The sequence below is a fragment of the uncultured Gilvimarinus sp. genome (genome assembly GCF_963972205.1).
Classification (GTDB): Bacteria; Pseudomonadota; Gammaproteobacteria; order Pseudomonadales; family Cellvibrionaceae; genus Gilvimarinus; species Gilvimarinus japonicus.
In genome coordinates this window covers 105,928-120,640 of record NZ_CAXAUC010000002.1, presented here as the reverse complement: position 1 = coordinate 120,640, position 14,713 = coordinate 105,928, and the positions used below count along the sequence as shown (strand labels likewise).

Below are 14,713 nucleotides of genomic sequence, written 5' to 3'. Positions count from 1 at the left end.
ACCGGTCACACAGCTCTCTTATACTAACCACTGAAAAATACGGTCCGCTATGAAAACACTGTCTGATATCGGTTTAGTCGGTCTCGCCGTTATGGGTGAGAACCTTATCCTCAACATGGAAAGCAAAGGCTTCACAGTAACGGCGTACAATCGCTCTGTGGACAAGGTCACCAACTTTATTGAAGGTCGCGCAGCGGGCAAAAACATTCGCGGCGCCGAATCGATTGAAGAACTGGTAGCATCGCTCGAAAAGCCCCGCAAAATTATGCTGATGGTAAAAGCCGGCGCACCGGTTGACGCATTTATCGAGCAACTGATCCCGCATCTGGACAAAGGCGACATCATTATTGATGGCGGTAACACCCACTTCCCCGACACCAACCGCCGCGTTGAATACCTGCGCGAGAAAGGCATTCACTTTATTGGTGCCGGCGTATCCGGTGGCGAAGAAGGCGCACTCATTGGCCCATCCATTATGCCCGGTGGCGCCCCCGAGGCATGGGAATATGTTAAGCCTATTTTTCAAGGCATCTCGGCCAAAGTTGAAGACGGTTCACCTTGCTGCGACTGGGTTGGTGAAAATGGCGCCGGCCACTTTGTCAAAATGGTGCACAACGGCATCGAGTACGGCGACATGCAGTTGTTGTGTGAAGCCTACCAAATCATGAAAGAACTACTGGGCATGAGCGCCGATGAAATCCACCAGGTATTTGCCGAGTGGAACAACACCGAGCTGGACTCCTACCTCGTTGAAATCAGCCGCGACATCATGGCCTACAAAGACGAAGACGGCGAGCCACTGGTTGAGAAAATCCTCGACACCGCCGGCCAAAAAGGCACCGGCAAATGGACCGGTGTTGTCGCACTGGACTTTGGCGTACCTCTGACTCTAATTGCCGAGTCGGTATTTGCCCGCTGCATCTCAGCGCTTAAAGACGAGCGCGTAGAAGCCTCTAAAGTACTTACCGGCCCCGCGAAGAACTTCACCGGCGATAAAGCCGCGTTTATTGAAGACCTGCGCCAAGCGGTACTGGCGGCTAAAATCGTTTCCTACGCACAGGGCTACACTTTAATGCGCGAAGCGGCGAAAGAGTTTGGCTGGCACTTAAACTACGGCGGCATCGCCCTGATGTGGCGCGGCGGCTGTATTATCCGCTCGGCTTTCCTGGGCGACATTAAAGCGGCCTTCGATAAGAACCCAGAGCTTAACAACCTATTGCTGGACGATTACTTCAAAGATGTAGTGGTTAAATCACAACAAGGCTGGCGCAACGTGGCGGCCACCGCCATTACCAACGGCGTACCTGTGCCTTGCTTAACCGCAGCACTGAATTACTTTGACGGCTACCGCACCGAGCGCTTGCCCGCCAACTTACTGCAAGCGCAGCGCGACTACTTTGGCGCCCACACCTACGAGCGTTTAGACAAGCCACGCGGTGAATTCTTCCACACCAACTGGACCGGTCGTGGTGGAGATACGGCGTCTACGACTTACGACGTGTAAAGTCGGACGTCTGAGGACTGACGCCGAGAAGCCACACACAAAAACGGGGAGCTTATAGCTCCCCGTTTCTGCTTGTGCATCTACATAGCTTTTCTCGCATCACGAAAACCACTCGACTAAAAACAACGTGCGTGAGCTTAAGTCTAACACCACAATAACAGGAGCAGCGGAGCCTCACATTGTGAAGGCGCCGCTCTACCACAAGGAGAACAAGTGATCGACACCAATTATCTCTTGAATTTTTTAGGCCCTTTAATATACCCACCTATTATATGGGCTATCTTTCTTGGCGGCATAGCCGGACTACTAAGCACTCATTTTGTTAACAGTCAAAAACAAGCTAACAAAAAAAGAGCGCGCATCTTTCCTGAGGTCATAACTGACAACCCTCTTTGGACTTTCGCGTCCGGTGCTTTTGGCTCGATAACGTTAATTGCAATAGCAATGTGGCTTACCAATATAGACTTAGACCCAGTATTTGAAAACGAGTGCGGCACCACAGGCTGCAAGAAAAACTATGAGGCAATGAAAGCTTGGTTCATACTGTCTTCAATTTCTGCCATTGGAGGCTTAGCGTCAGTCAAAGTGCTAAGCTCAATTGTAGACGGAGTAACAAAGACTTTAGATAAAAAAGTTAGCGAGCTTACCAACCAAGTCGAAGCCCTAAGAGTCGACGACGTCAAAATACACGAAGAACTGGTACACATTACGGCCGCCAACCTTCGAGTTAGAGCAGCCCAGCTACTGAGAGACGACAGTTACAGTGCCGCGTACAAAACTTACTTGAAATCTATAAACATAGAACCTACCGCAGAAGGCTATGCGGGTGTGGCCTCTAGCCTTAGCTATATGAATCGAGACGACGAAGCGTATGAGTATTCCTGCAAATCACTAAAGCTTCTAGTCAAAGAAATCAGCTCTGATGCTCCAAAACTCACTGAGTTTGAGCAAGGGGTTATACACTACAACCATGCATGCATAATGCACCTTCATCACAGAGAAAGTTGCCAACCAGAATCATATGTTGACGAAGTCATCAAATATCTTAAGCTATCACTAGAGCTCTCCAAAGAGCAGCTTATCGAAGTTTTACTTGAAGACTCCGGAATACAGAAAGAAGAAGACAAAAAGGCTCCCGAGACTGACTTTATAGATCTGATGGCGAACTCTCCAAAATTCTCAACATACATAGAGTCAGTGAAAGCTAATCAAAACAATTGAACTTCCCCCCAAATCTACTATCTTAGTAACTGTAATGGCCAGCTAATGGAGGTTCAAAATGGTTTTTAGTAAATTCAAGAAACTCTAAATACTAGGCCCTGCCAAAGCAGGGCACGGAGCCACCTGAGGCTTAGCGCCCCTTCTGTGTTAGTTACGCCCTACTACAACTACATCACCCCAAATCAATAAACTCTTCCCGGTAATGCACCAACTCCGCAATCGAGTCTTTAATATCATCCATCGCCAAGTGCGCACCGGATTTTTTAACGCCGGCGAGTACGTCGGGTTTCCAGCGGCGGGCGAGTTCTTTGAGGGTACTCACGTCTAGATTACGGTAGTGAAAGTAGCGCTCGAGTGTGGGCATACCGCGGGCGAGAAAGCGGCGATCCTGGCAAATGGAGTTTCCACACATGGGGGATTTGCCCGCGGGCACCCACTGCTGCAAAAACTCGATGGTTTCGGCTTCGGCCTGGGCGGCGCTGATTTTGGAGTTTTGCACCCGCTCGGTGAGGCCCGATTTACCGTGCTGGCGGGTGTTCCACTCGTCCATACCGTCTAAAAAGCTCTGCGCTTGATAGATGGCATGGACGGGGCCTTCGGCAAGAATATTGAGATTGGCATCAGTGACGATGGTGGCGATTTCGATGATAACGTCGCTGTCCGGGTCGAGACCGGTCATTTCTAGGTCGATCCAGATCAGATTGTCATCGTTGGAGGTAGGGTTCATACCGTGTTTTCCTTTACAATGATGTTTTCAGCATCTTAACATCTACTGACCGAGACGTGCCGTTGAGCAAACGCAAACTGACAAGACGCCAATCATGGCGGATCGAGAAGATTCAAAAAGAGCGTGAAAAGCGTGTCTCGCGGCGTGACGACACCGCCGACGCCAAGTTGGGCGAAAGCGATTTGGGCCCGGAACAGGACGGCTTAATTGTCACTCACTACGGCACTCAGGTGATGATTGAAGACGCCGAGCGGATGCGCAAACGCTGCCATTTTCGCAGTAATTTAGGCGGGCTTGTCACCGGTGACAAGGTAATCTGGCGCGACGGTAACCCCTACGGCGTAGTGGTTGCCAAACGCGAGCGCGAGTCGGCCCTCAGCCGCCCTGATCCCTACGGCGACATGAAGACGGTCGCGGCCAATATCGATCGTATCGCCATTGTGGTTGCCCCCTACCCCGAGCCGCACTTTAACTTGATTGACCGCTACCTAGTGGCCGCCGAGGCGATTGGCATTGAGCCGGCGCTGGTCATCAATAAAGTCGATTTAATTGATGACCAGCAGCGGGCTAAAGTCGAAGCCATTGCCGCGCTTTATACCAAGCTTGGCTATCAGGTACTGCGCGCCTCCGCCAAAAATGATGAGGGGCTCGAGCCACTTAGAGCTTATCTGGCCCACTTTACCAGCGTTTTTGTAGGGCAGTCGGGGGTCGGTAAATCATCCCTAGTGAATGCATTGCTCCCCGAGAGCAATATTCGTGTCGGGGGCTTAAGTGAGCGCCAAACCGGCACCCACACCACCACCAGTGCACAGCTGTTCCATATCCCCACCGGCGGCTGTTTAATCGACTCGCCCGGGATTCGTGAGTTTGGTCTGTGGCACATAGCCCCGGATGATGTGCTAGCGGGCTTTAAGGAGTTTCGACCCTATATCGGTTACTGCAAATTCCGCGATTGCTCACATACCCACGAACCGGGCTGTGCTATCTTGGAAGCGTTAGAAACGGGCGACATTAGCCCTGGCCGACTGGCTGGCTACCGCCATATTCTGGCGGATTTGCACCCGGGCCGAGGGAGCTATTAAGCTCACGAACAACTGTCATCATGATCTGCACCATCGCGCGGCGCGTATACCGCACTGCAATTGATAAGTAAGGATAGCCGTATGTCCACCCTCCCTTTAATTGTCGAGCCTGCCGAGCTGTTGCCCCTTTTAGACGGGCCAGCGGCGCCGCTGATTGTGGATTTATCCAGCGAGGCAAACTACCGTCGCGGTCACATACCCGGTGCCGCCCACGTGCCGCCGCAAATGCTACTGTGCAACCGACCGCCGGCACCTGGACGTATTGCCCCGGTTGAGCAACTGAACCGGTTATTTACCTACCTAGGGCTCACACCAGAAACCCACGTTGTGGTTTACGACGACGAGGGTGGCGGCTGGGCGGGCCGCTTTATTTGGACGTTGGATATGATTGGCCACAAGCATTATAGCTATCTCAATGGCGGCCTACATGCATGGCTAAATGACGATTTACCGGTTACCCAAGCCGTGGAAGACCCCAATACCAAGCCCATTGAGGTAGAAATAAGCCCCGAACGCCTGATTGAGATTCCCGACATTTTGGCGGGACTTGAGACGCATTCGATTCAAATCTTAGATGCTCGCAACCCTGCCGAATACAGTGGCGAAAAAGTGCTGGCGCAAAAAGCCGGACATATTCCCGGCGCCATCAATGTGGAGTGGACCGAGCTGATGGACCGCGATAATAGTTTGCGCATTCGCTCTGACGCGCGCGAGTATTTAGCCGAGCGCGGTATTACCGGCGACAAAACTATAATCACCCACTGCCAAAGCCATCACCGCTCGGGCTTTACCTATTTAGTGGGCAAATCCCTCGGCTTTGACATTGAGGGTTACCACGGCTCTTGGTCTGAGTGGGGCAACCACCCGGACACACCGGTCGAGGTATAACCTGTGTCAGACTGGCTCGACATCACCTTATTAAAAGTCGGTGAATACACCCTTACGACGGGCGCCTTACTGGCCAGTATTGTGGTGCTGATTGCGACTTTCGTCATTGCCTCGCTAGTCAGCCGCACGATCACTCGCGTTGCGCTTCATCGTCACTCGACGGTAGCGCATCAGCTTTATACCGTTAACCGTATTGTCTATTATTTTTTAATTGTCTTAGGCGCCATAGGCTCGCTGTCGGTGCTCGGGTTTCAACTCGACAAACTAGTCATCATCGGCAGCGCGCTGGGTATCGGTATCGGCCTCGGGTTGCAGTCGATTGTTAATAACTTTGTTTCGGGCATTATCATCCTGCTGGAAAAGTCCATTAAAGTGGGCGACTTTATCGAACTGGAATCGGGCTTGATGGGCGAGGTGCAAGAAATAAAATTGCGCTCGACGTTAATTCGCACCGCCGATAACGTCGACATTTTGATTCCCAGCTCTGAGTTTATCAGCGGTCATTTAATTAACTGGACGTTGGAAGAGAACATTCGCCGCTTTCGTATTCCGTTTGGTGTGGCTTACGGCTCGAACAAAACCTTAGTGCGCGATGCAGTACTAAAAGCCGCCGCCACCGTGCCCTATACGTTAAGTGATGAGAAACACAAACCTGTGGTTTGGATGAGCGGCTTTGGCGACAGCAGCTTAGATTTTACCTTGGGTGTCTGGGTCGACCCCGTAGCGGTAAAAAGGCCCACCCAGGTAACGTCTGATTATGTCTGGGCTATCGATGATGCGCTACGCGAGGCGGGTGTAGAAATTCCATTTCCACAAAGAGATTTGCATGTGCGTTCCAGCGCCATTAGCTTTGGACACGAGCCCGAGGCAAAAGCCGACACTATCGACAAAAACATTCAAGCCAAATCACCGGAGTCAGACTGAGCCGCGCATTTGCTCGGCGACAATTTGCAATGAGGTCAACCGGTCTTGCGGCTCAAAAAAGCTGCCAGCAAAAATAAACTCGTCAGCACCAGTATCTTTAGCTAACTGTGTTAATTTACGCTTCACGGTACTGGGGCTACCCACCACAGCTATTTGATGAAAATCCCGTATATGCTGCGCCTCGACCGGGTTCCACAAACCCTCCATCGATTTTACTGGCGGCCGCAACCGCAGGTGCTCTCCGCGCAGCAGAGCCAAAATACTCTGCTGCGCCGTGGTAAATAAGTGCTCCGCCTGTTCATCGGTTTGCGCGGCAGCCACCGGCACGCCAATCGCGGCATAGGGTTTATCCAACACCTCAGAGGGCTGAAAGCCCGCGCGATACACGTGCAGTGCCTCCAGCATTAAACGCGGCGCAAAGTGCGAGGCAAACGCAAATGGCAGGCCGCGCTTAGCCGCCAACTGCGCGCTGTACAAGCTGGAGCCCAACAACCAAACCGGCACATGACTCCCCTGTCCCGGTACCGCCATCACATTCTGACCACTGCGAGCGTCGCCTAAAAAGTACTGCAGCTCGGCCAGCTGTTCGGGAAAGTCATCCACGCCGCTTTTCATATCGCGGCGCAGAGCGCGCATCGTCGCGCCATCACTACCCGGGGCACGGCCCACCCCTAAATCGATACGGCCGGGGTACAGCTCGTGCAGTGTCCCAAAATGCTCGGCAACCATAATGGGGGCGTGGTTAGGCAACATAATACCGCCCGCGCCGACGCGAATCCGCTCGGTGGCGCCAGCAATATGGCCGATCAGGACACTAGTCGCGGAGCTACCAATACCGTCCATACTGTGGTGCTCAGCCATCCAGTAGCGCTGGTAACCCAGCGCATCGGCGTGACGCGCGCTGGCAACCATTCCGGCATAAGCGTCACCATAACTGGCATCAATGCGCACGTGGGCTAAATCCAATACAGAATAAGCGATATCACTAAGAGACATAAAAAGCTCCGACCTACAAGGTTCGAGGGGCGCTCAGCATAACGCGCCCTCGCGCGCGCCGGGTAAAAGATTCGTAAAGCGGGTGACTTGTTTAGTCACCCGCAAGCGTCAGTGAATAATTAGTGGCAACCGTGAAAACCTGATTGAATGGCGTCCAGCAGTTGAGTTTGATAGTCCGAGGTATATTGCCAAAACATCACACCTGCAAGCCCCTTATCGTGAATGTAATGGGTTTTGGCCGCCAATGATTGCGGGTCTTCGTAGCTGATAAAAATACGGTCCGACTCACTCCATAGCCACGGCGCCTTAGCCACGTCATCCCAGTAGCGAACAAAGCCATTTTTGTTAACCAGATTGGGGGCCAGGTTATTAAACCGCGAACTGCCATAGGGGTTTTCACCAGCCTTGGCGAGTTGTTTATAACCGTTAGCGTTGGCATCAACCTCAGTCCAGTGACGACCGTAAAACGCCACCCCCATCACCAGTTTGTTCGCAGGCACCCCAGCGGCAATGTGATTGCGTACCGCATCGTCAGCTGATTGCCCGCTGTCGTCATCGGGGTGCGCATAAAGCGCTGCATGATGCCCGGTTTTTTGACCATCCGCCGGAAAGTTAAAATCGTAGGCCATAATATTGATGTAATCGAGATACTTTTGCCAATTGCCGATATCACTTTTTGCCAAGTAATCGGGAAACCCACCGGTGGCGATGGTGAGTAACAATGACCTTTCCAGCTCGGTCTCTAGCGAATCAAACGCAGCGCGCAAATCTTTAAGCAGCAACGTAAAATTAGTGCCATCTTCTGGACGGTGCGTATTGCCAGCCCCAGCAAGGCCAGGATACTCCCAATCAATATCAATACCGTCAAGCTGGTGACGTTTAACAAAAGCGACAGCGCTATCGATAAACTTTTGGCGCGACGCCTCGGTTAATGCGACATCGGAAAAGTCCCCCGACCAAGTCCAACCGCCTACAGACGATAGTATTTTCAAATCGGGGTTACGCTTTTTAAGCGACTGTAGGGCGCGATAGTTTTGATCGTCAAAAGCAAAGCCATTAACGATTTTGCCATCTTTAATATTAGAAAAAGCATAATTAATGTGGCTAAGTTTTTCGGCAACGATAGTATCGGGGTTTAGTGGTTGTTCGGGGCTAAACACATAGCCAATAACGACCTTGTGTGTCGTACTTTTTTTTGAGGTGTCATCGGCGGTGCCATGATGGTGCCCGGCATGCGCCATCTGAGCGCGGTGCGGCGTTGACGTTGACATTGACGCCGGAGTTTGCGATTGCGGCTGCGCGTGCGAAACCGGCTCGGCGCGTAACGCGCCCGACAACGCACACAGCGCCAGTAAAACTATTATTTTATTCATCTGGTGATTTCCTTTAAGAGTGAATCACCTATCATGCTCAACTGAGTTTTCATTATCGGCGGCACCGCGCACGGGGCGCCGCTCGTCATACTATTTTGCGGGCAATTATTCGCCCGATTTAATCGGCTTAATACGATCGCCCTTCCACACCATTCGATACAAGTCGTGCCGACGGTCTTTTAAGTTTTGTACCGTACCGCTGTTGCGCGCCATCAATAGTGACTCGGGCCGCAAATCGGCAAACGCCACTGTCTCGACGTTGGGCGTGGTATCAGCGGCAATACCATCTCGGGCAAAAGCAAAGTCACAGGGCGTTAGGATACAACTTTGGGCATATTGTATATCCATGTTCGCCACGTTAGGCAAGTTGCCCACGTTACCGGACATTACCACATAAAACTGATTCTCTACAGCGCGTGCCTGGCACGAGTAGCGCACCCGTAAATAGCTTTGTCGCTCGTCGGTACAAAAAGGCACAAATAAAAACTGGATACCCTGATCCGCCAAGTGTCGGGCCAGCTCGGGGAACTCCGAGTCGTAACAAATCAGTACGCCAATTGGTCCGCAGTCGGTATCAATGGCCTGCAAAGTGCTACCGCCCTCGATGTCCCACCAATATACCTCGTTGGGTGTGGGGTGAATTTTAGGTTGCTCAAAGGTGCGGCCATCGCGCAAGAATACGTAGGCGATATTCTCAATACGGCCATTTTCCACTCGCGTTGGGTGCGACCCGGCAATAATATTCACGTTATAGTGCAACGCCATATCGCGAAATGCTTCTTTTAAGCGCGGCGTGTACTTGGTGAGCGCCTCAATGGATTCGTGAGGCGACAGTTCCTGATCTTCAATCGACAGCAGCTGCAGTGTGACCAGCTCGGGGAACACTACAAAATCACTTTTGTAGTCGGCCACCACGTCAACAAAATATTCGATGTATTTAATAAACTCGTTAAACGAGCTAACGCGCCGCTGCATATACTGCACGGTTGCCACCCGCACCACCTCTGGCATGCGCACGCCGAACTGTTTGGTGGGCATATCGTCGATACCCGGCACCTTAGGGTTTTCCCATTTCATGTGCGCGGCGTAGCCCAACGACTGCTTATCTTCATCGAGGTAGTTGGGGATAATGCCGATTATTTCAAAGCCATTGCGCAACTGAAACGACAACACGGGGTCTTTGGCTTTTTTATGTACCACCTGATCAATGTAGTTCTCGACCGTTTTAAACTTTTTAAGGCGACGCGCCAAGTTAGGCATACGGCCGGCAAAGACAACGCCTTTTAAACCCAGCGATTGACACAGCTTTTTGCGCTCGTTGTACAACCGCTGACCAATGCGATAGCCGCGATAATCGTTGTCGATGCACACTTCCATGCCGTACAACCAATCACCGTTAATATCGTGCCGCGAAGCGTAGCCGTTACCGGTAATCTCGACCCAGGTATGGGGCTTTAGCGCGATTTTGCCGGCAATACGAAACGTGGCGCTATAGCCCACCAGCACATCGCCTACCATCACCACGATTTGCCCCTGCGGAAAGTTATTTATCTGCCCGACAATCGGCGAGCGGGCATACGCGTCCATCCCCTCGGGGGTGTAGACCCGATCCGATAGCTCCACGATCGCATCGACATCGGCCAAGGTGGCATTGCGTACCGTCAGGTGCGCTTTGGGGTCTTCGAGCTTATTGCCAGGAGGATTTGCCATGATTTACCTATTTGCCTTGTGTGGTATTACCGGCGTGAACAGTGCCGTGAATGAACATTGTGACACTTTAAAACAAAGTCGCTGTGTTATGCTATGGCGGTTATCGCCTCAATATTGGTACTGCTGCTCGGATCACCCTTATGCCCTCTCGCCGTTTTCTTATCCTTACCGCCCTACTTGTGGTTGGCTGCGCTGTTATGGGGGCCTCCGAGCTCAACCAACGCTTTGGTAAACCGCAGCCGCGTGAGGTTAGCGCCGGCTCGGATGCGGATGAGTACCAACGCAACATCCGGCCACTATTAGAAAAACGCTGTACCGTATGCCATGGCTGCTACGACGCCCCCTGCCAATTAAAGCTGGACTCGTACGAGGGCCTGCTGCGCGGCGCAAACCAAGAAAAAGTCTACGATGGCACCCGTCTGCTCGGGGCCAATCTAACCCGCCTATTTCAAGACGCCGACACCACCAGCGCCTGGCGCGACAAAGACTTTTTTCCTGTCATCAACGAGCGCCGCAACACCCCTAAAGCAAACCTTAGTGCTGGCGTAATGGCCCGTATGCTCACGCTCAAAAGTGCTCACCCGCTGCCTAGCAGCCAAGTGTTGCCCGATACGTTTGACTTCTCGACCGGGCGCAGCCAGCAGTGCCCCAAAATCGAAACCTTTGACAGTTTTGCCGCCGACTACCCGCTGTGGGGCATGCCCTTTGGCTTGCCCGGGCTGCCCCAAAACGAGCATAAACGCTTAATGAACTGGCTGGCCCACGGTGCCGACGGTGGCCCGGCAAAATCTGTCTCGCCGAGCATACTAGATGACATTGAACACTGGGAGGCGCTATTAAACGGCGACAGTTTTAAACAACGGTTATTTGCGCGTTATATTTACGAGCATTTATTCATCGCTTCAGTGCACTTTGCTGACAACAGCCAAGACTCGTTTCGACTGGTCCGCTCAGCAACCCCACCGGGTAAGCCGCTAGAGCGCATCAGTACGCGCCGTCCCTTTGACGATCCGGGGGTGGACCGGGTGTACTACCGGTTTTGGCTCAACCCTTCCAGCCGCTTAGCCAAAACCTACCTACCCTATCGGCTCGACGATGCGCGCATGGATCGCTGGCGCGAGTGGTTTTTGGACGCCGATTACCAAGTTGCGCAACTGCCGGGGTATGAGCCGGACATATCGGCCAACCCGTTTGTAAGCTTTAAGCAAATCCCGGTGCAATCGCGTTATCAATTTTTGCTGGACGAAGCGCAATTTACCATCATGAACTTTATTAAAGGACCCGTGTGTCGCGGACAAGTAGCGCTGAATGTTATTCAAGATCATTTTTGGGTCTTTTTTGTGTCACCCGAGGCCAGCCGTACCGAGCGCGAGGGCGAGTTTTTAGCCAACAACGGACAGTTTTTACAACTGCCGGCCGAGGCGGGCAACACCTTTAGGCCAGTGAGCCGCTGGCTAAAATACGCCGACTTACAGCGCGAGTATTTGGCCCGCCGGGCCGAGCACATCAGCAGCGTTATTGACAGCACCGGCCCCGTAACACTTGACAGTGTGTGGGACGGCAACGGCAACAATGACAACGCCGCCCTGACCATTTTTCGTCACAACGACAGCGCCTCCGTCGTAAAGGGCCTGATCGGCCAGCAGCCTAAAACCGCCTGGTTGATTAACTACTCGCTGTTAGAGCGCATTCATTATTTGTTGGTGGCCGGATTTGATGTCTACGGCAATGTCTCACACCAGCTATTAAGCCGCCTGTACATGGACTTCTTGCGTATTGAGGGTGAAATGAATTTTGTCGCCTTTTTGCCTAAAGACAGCCAAGATGAGGTGATTGACCACTGGTATCGCGGCGCGGAAGAAGAGATCAGCAGCTTTTTAGACAACTATCTCAACCGTCTACCGCCGGTAGACGGTGTCAAATATGACAGTAACGACCCAAAATCTGAGCTGCTCACACTTTTGACAAAACGGGTCGCGCCCGCCTACCGACACAGCGCGCCCTACCAACAGTTGCAGTGGCCCCAAGAGCAAACCAGCGCACTCACGACGCTGCAAAGCATTACCGGGCAAGCCGCTAATATTATGCCCGAGGCCAGTATTATCTTAACCCCGCAAGGCGGTTTGTTTACCCTCCTACGCAACAGCGCTCACAGTAGCCTGACATCGCTACTGCGCGAAGAGGAGCATCGCCTACCCGGCGAGGACGGCTTAACCGTTACCGCCGGTATTATCGGCGCTTACCCCAACAACTTCTGGCTGGTCGAACATAATAAGCTCGACGAATTTGCCACCGCCATTAGCCAGCTGCAGAGCGAAGACGACTACCGGCGCCTGAAAAACCGCTACGGAATCGGTCGCTCTGACCCCAATTTTTGGGATATCAGCGATCGGGTTCACGCCATCTACCGCACATATCAGCCGCAATCGGCCGGGATTTTGGACTACAACCGGCTCGAAAACCGCTAGCGCGGCCAAGTAAAAGCCGTGGCGCCCCTATCGCTGGGGCGCTCACCACGCAAAAGCCCCTACAATCACCGCCCCGAACAATGCTAAAGTGCACCTTATGACCTCGACCTTACTGCCCGAAAAACCGCTGTTACTCTCCCCCTCTCTGGCCGCCACCATCGGCCTGGAAGAGGCGGTGATGCTCAGCACCCTGAGCGAGTTAGTAACCGCGGGGCAGGCACCAAACGCCGTTAGCTTAAATGCCGCTGGGGCCGCCGAGCGCCTGGGCTTTTGGAGCCCGGAAGACGTCCAGCGGATTAGCAAAAACCTGCAAGAGAAGGGTTTAATCGATATTTTAAGCCCGCCGTTCACCGCCAGCGGTGAGCTCCGCGTGTGCTTTGCTGCAGGCGTCATCGCCGAGCCCGCGTCAGCGAGCGCGCCGGCACCGAAGCCAGCACCGCCCCCACCCCCTGCGGTACGCCAAAGCAACACCATTGGTGCTCAGTGGCAACCCGATAGCGAGCTAATGGCGCAAATTGCGCAATACAACATTCCCGACTATTTTATTCGCCAGCAGCTGCCTGAGTTTGTCACTTATTGGCGCGAACGCGGTGAAGCGCACCACGCGTGGGGCGCTAAGTTTTTAAAGCATGTGGTGCGCCAGTGGCGCGAGCACGAAACCGGCCTGTTTAAACGCGACCAGGACGCCGCCATGCAAGAGGCCTGGCGCCCCTCGCGCGATGCCATGCAATTGCTGGTGCGCAACGCCGGTATCAGCCAGGCCTTTGTGGAAGATGCGATACCTGAGTTTGTGCTTTACTGGCGCGAGCGCGGCGATGTGGGGCGCACCTGGAACAGTAAATTTATTCAACACGTTAAGCGCCAGTGGGCGCGCTACACCAGCGCGCTGGAGCACGATACCGCCCCCCAGCGGATCGCGCCCGATTGGCAGCCCAGCCGCGATGTTTACGACGTGCTAAAACTGGCCAACATTGACGTCGCTTTTGCCCGCAGGCAGGTGCCAGAGTTTGTTTTATTTTGGCGCGACAGCAACCAGCTTAACGCCTCGTGGAACACCAAGTTTTTACAACACGTTAAACACCACTGGGCACGCCAGCACGCGCTCAATGCTCAGCCGACACAGGTACATAGCCATGCAGGACAGCAACAAACTACTGCAACAAGCGCAACGCGAGATCGAAGCCTCATCGAAGACCTCACCGACCGCAGCTGGGCCAGCTGAGGGCCATACAGCACCCAGCGATGCTCACATTGATGCACTCAATGAGGTGTTTGCGCTGTTTCGTATTAATTACCACAACCAATATTACAAAGCCTACAGTGATGGCGCGGTACTGGGGCAAATCAAAAAACTGTGGTTAGAGTCTCTGCAGCGCTTTGAGCCAGACACCATTCGTCGCGGCGCCCGGGAAGTGATTGAAACCTCCGAGTATCTGCCGACCCTTAATAAGATGATGGTGGCCTGCCAAGGTGACCCGCGCAAACACGGCCTAAAAGACCCGCACTCCGCGTACGTAGAAGCCTGCCAAGCGCCCTCGCCCAAAACAACGTTTCAATGGAGCCACCCCGCGGTTTATTATGCCGGCCGCGCCAGCGATTGGTATTTTTTAAGCAGCAGCACAGAGCGCACAGCGTTCCCTGTTTTTGCACAGCATTACAAACGTTTGTGCGAGCGCGTAATTAACGGCGAGACATTAACTGCACCCGATACACCGGCCTTGCCCGAGCATACCGAAACCCCCTTGAGCAATGAAGAAAACTTGCGCCGCATGCAGGCATTGCGCGAATCGTTAGACATATAAAACACGCTAACAATAACG

General features: G+C 53.1%; 12 protein-coding genes. 8 read left to right on the top strand and 4 right to left on the bottom strand.

Annotated elements, in window-relative coordinates; genetic code table 11:
* The first annotated feature begins 49 nt into the window (after window positions 1–49).
* Window positions 50–1,504, top strand: a complete 1,455-nt coding sequence (gnd, locus tag AACY82_RS05080) for a decarboxylating NADP(+)-dependent phosphogluconate dehydrogenase (RefSeq protein WP_339615700.1) — start codon at window positions 50–52, stop codon at window positions 1,502–1,504.
* Window positions 1,505–1,717: 213 nt separating this feature from the next.
* Window positions 1,718–2,725 carry a hypothetical protein gene (locus tag AACY82_RS05075; protein WP_339615699.1) on the top strand — a complete coding sequence of 336 codons (1,008 nt, stop codon included), beginning with the start codon at window positions 1,718–1,720 and terminating at the stop codon, window positions 2,723–2,725.
* 172 nt (window positions 2,726–2,897) lie between these two features.
* Here AACY82_RS05075 and orn read toward each other — a convergent pair whose 3' ends face one another.
* Window positions 2,898–3,452: an oligoribonuclease gene (orn, locus tag AACY82_RS05070; RefSeq protein ID WP_339615698.1), complete on the bottom strand. Its 555-nt coding sequence runs from the start codon at window positions 3,450–3,452 to the stop codon at window positions 2,898–2,900.
* 62 nt (window positions 3,453–3,514) lie between these two features.
* Between orn and rsgA the strand changes: the two genes are divergently transcribed.
* From rsgA to AACY82_RS05055, 3 genes are all read left to right on the top strand, one after another.
* Window positions 3,515–4,534 (top strand): small ribosomal subunit biogenesis GTPase RsgA, encoded by a 1,020-nt coding sequence (gene rsgA / locus AACY82_RS05065; protein ID WP_339615697.1) that lies wholly within the window; start codon window positions 3,515–3,517, stop codon window positions 4,532–4,534.
* 81 nt (window positions 4,535–4,615) lie between these two features.
* A complete protein-coding gene (locus tag AACY82_RS05060; RefSeq protein ID WP_339615696.1) occupies window positions 4,616–5,422 on the top strand; it encodes a rhodanese-like domain-containing protein in 807 nt (268 codons plus the stop codon).
* Between the two features lie 3 nt (window positions 5,423–5,425).
* Entirely contained in the window at window positions 5,426–6,346 is a 921-nt protein-coding gene (locus AACY82_RS05055) for a mechanosensitive ion channel domain-containing protein (protein WP_339615695.1), read from the top strand.
* Here AACY82_RS05055 and AACY82_RS05050 read toward each other — a convergent pair.
* From AACY82_RS05050 to AACY82_RS05040, 3 genes are all read right to left on the bottom strand, one after another.
* Window positions 6,338–7,342 carry an LLM class flavin-dependent oxidoreductase gene (locus tag AACY82_RS05050; RefSeq protein ID WP_339615694.1) on the bottom strand — a complete coding sequence of 335 codons (1,005 nt, stop codon included), beginning with the start codon at window positions 7,340–7,342 and terminating at the stop codon, window positions 6,338–6,340. The genes AACY82_RS05055 and AACY82_RS05050 overlap by 9 nt on opposite strands.
* Window positions 7,343–7,461: 119 nt before the next feature.
* On the bottom strand, window positions 7,462–8,715 hold the full coding sequence (locus AACY82_RS05045) for a glycoside hydrolase family 18 protein (protein ID WP_339615693.1): 1,254 nt from the start codon (window positions 8,713–8,715) through the stop codon (window positions 7,462–7,464).
* A 105-nt stretch (window positions 8,716–8,820) separates the two neighbouring features.
* Entirely contained in the window at window positions 8,821–10,425 is a 1,605-nt protein-coding gene (locus AACY82_RS05040) for a nitrilase-related carbon-nitrogen hydrolase (protein WP_339615692.1), read from the bottom strand.
* A 140-nt stretch (window positions 10,426–10,565) separates the two neighbouring features.
* Between AACY82_RS05040 and AACY82_RS05035 the strand changes: the two genes are divergently transcribed.
* The 3 genes from AACY82_RS05035 (at window position 10,566) to AACY82_RS05025 (ending at window position 14,695) form a co-directional block, all read left to right on the top strand.
* On the top strand, window positions 10,566–12,893 hold the full coding sequence (locus tag AACY82_RS05035) for a fatty acid cis/trans isomerase (protein WP_339615691.1): 2,328 nt from the start codon (window positions 10,566–10,568) through the stop codon (window positions 12,891–12,893).
* 97 nt (window positions 12,894–12,990) lie between these two features.
* Window positions 12,991–14,115, top strand: coding sequence for a DnaT-like ssDNA-binding domain-containing protein (locus tag AACY82_RS05030; protein ID WP_339615690.1), 1,125 nt, complete (start codon window positions 12,991–12,993; stop codon window positions 14,113–14,115).
* The gene (locus tag AACY82_RS05025) at window positions 14,027–14,695 is read left to right on the top strand and encodes a replication protein P (RefSeq protein WP_339615689.1); all 669 of its coding nucleotides are present in this window, start codon (window positions 14,027–14,029) and stop codon (window positions 14,693–14,695) included. The genes AACY82_RS05030 and AACY82_RS05025 overlap by 89 nt, the downstream gene beginning before the upstream one ends.
* Window positions 14,696–14,713 lie beyond the last annotated feature (18 nt).

Bases quoted from the DNA above. Each gene is read 5' to 3' on its own strand.
- gnd (WP_339615700.1), top strand. From the start codon at position 50: ATGAAAACACTGTCTGATATCGGTTTAGTCGGTCTCGCCGTTATGGGT.
- orn (WP_339615698.1), bottom strand. From the start codon at position 3,452: ATGAACCCTACCTCCAACGATGACAATCTGATCTGGATCGACCTAGAA.
- AACY82_RS05060 (WP_339615696.1), top strand. From the start codon at position 4,616: ATGTCCACCCTCCCTTTAATTGTCGAGCCTGCCGAGCTGTTGCCCCTT.
- AACY82_RS05050 (WP_339615694.1), bottom strand. From the start codon at position 7,342: ATGTCTCTTAGTGATATCGCTTATTCTGTATTGGATTTAGCCCACGTG.
- AACY82_RS05045 (WP_339615693.1), bottom strand. From the start codon at position 8,715: ATGAATAAAATAATAGTTTTACTGGCGCTGTGTGCGTTGTCGGGCGCG.
- AACY82_RS05040 (WP_339615692.1), bottom strand. From the start codon at position 10,425: ATGGCAAATCCTCCTGGCAATAAGCTCGAAGACCCCAAAGCGCACCTG.
- AACY82_RS05035 (WP_339615691.1), top strand. From the start codon at position 10,566: ATGCCCTCTCGCCGTTTTCTTATCCTTACCGCCCTACTTGTGGTTGGC.
- AACY82_RS05030 (WP_339615690.1), top strand. From the start codon at position 12,991: ATGACCTCGACCTTACTGCCCGAAAAACCGCTGTTACTCTCCCCCTCT.
- AACY82_RS05025 (WP_339615689.1), top strand. From the start codon at position 14,027: ATGCAGGACAGCAACAAACTACTGCAACAAGCGCAACGCGAGATCGAA.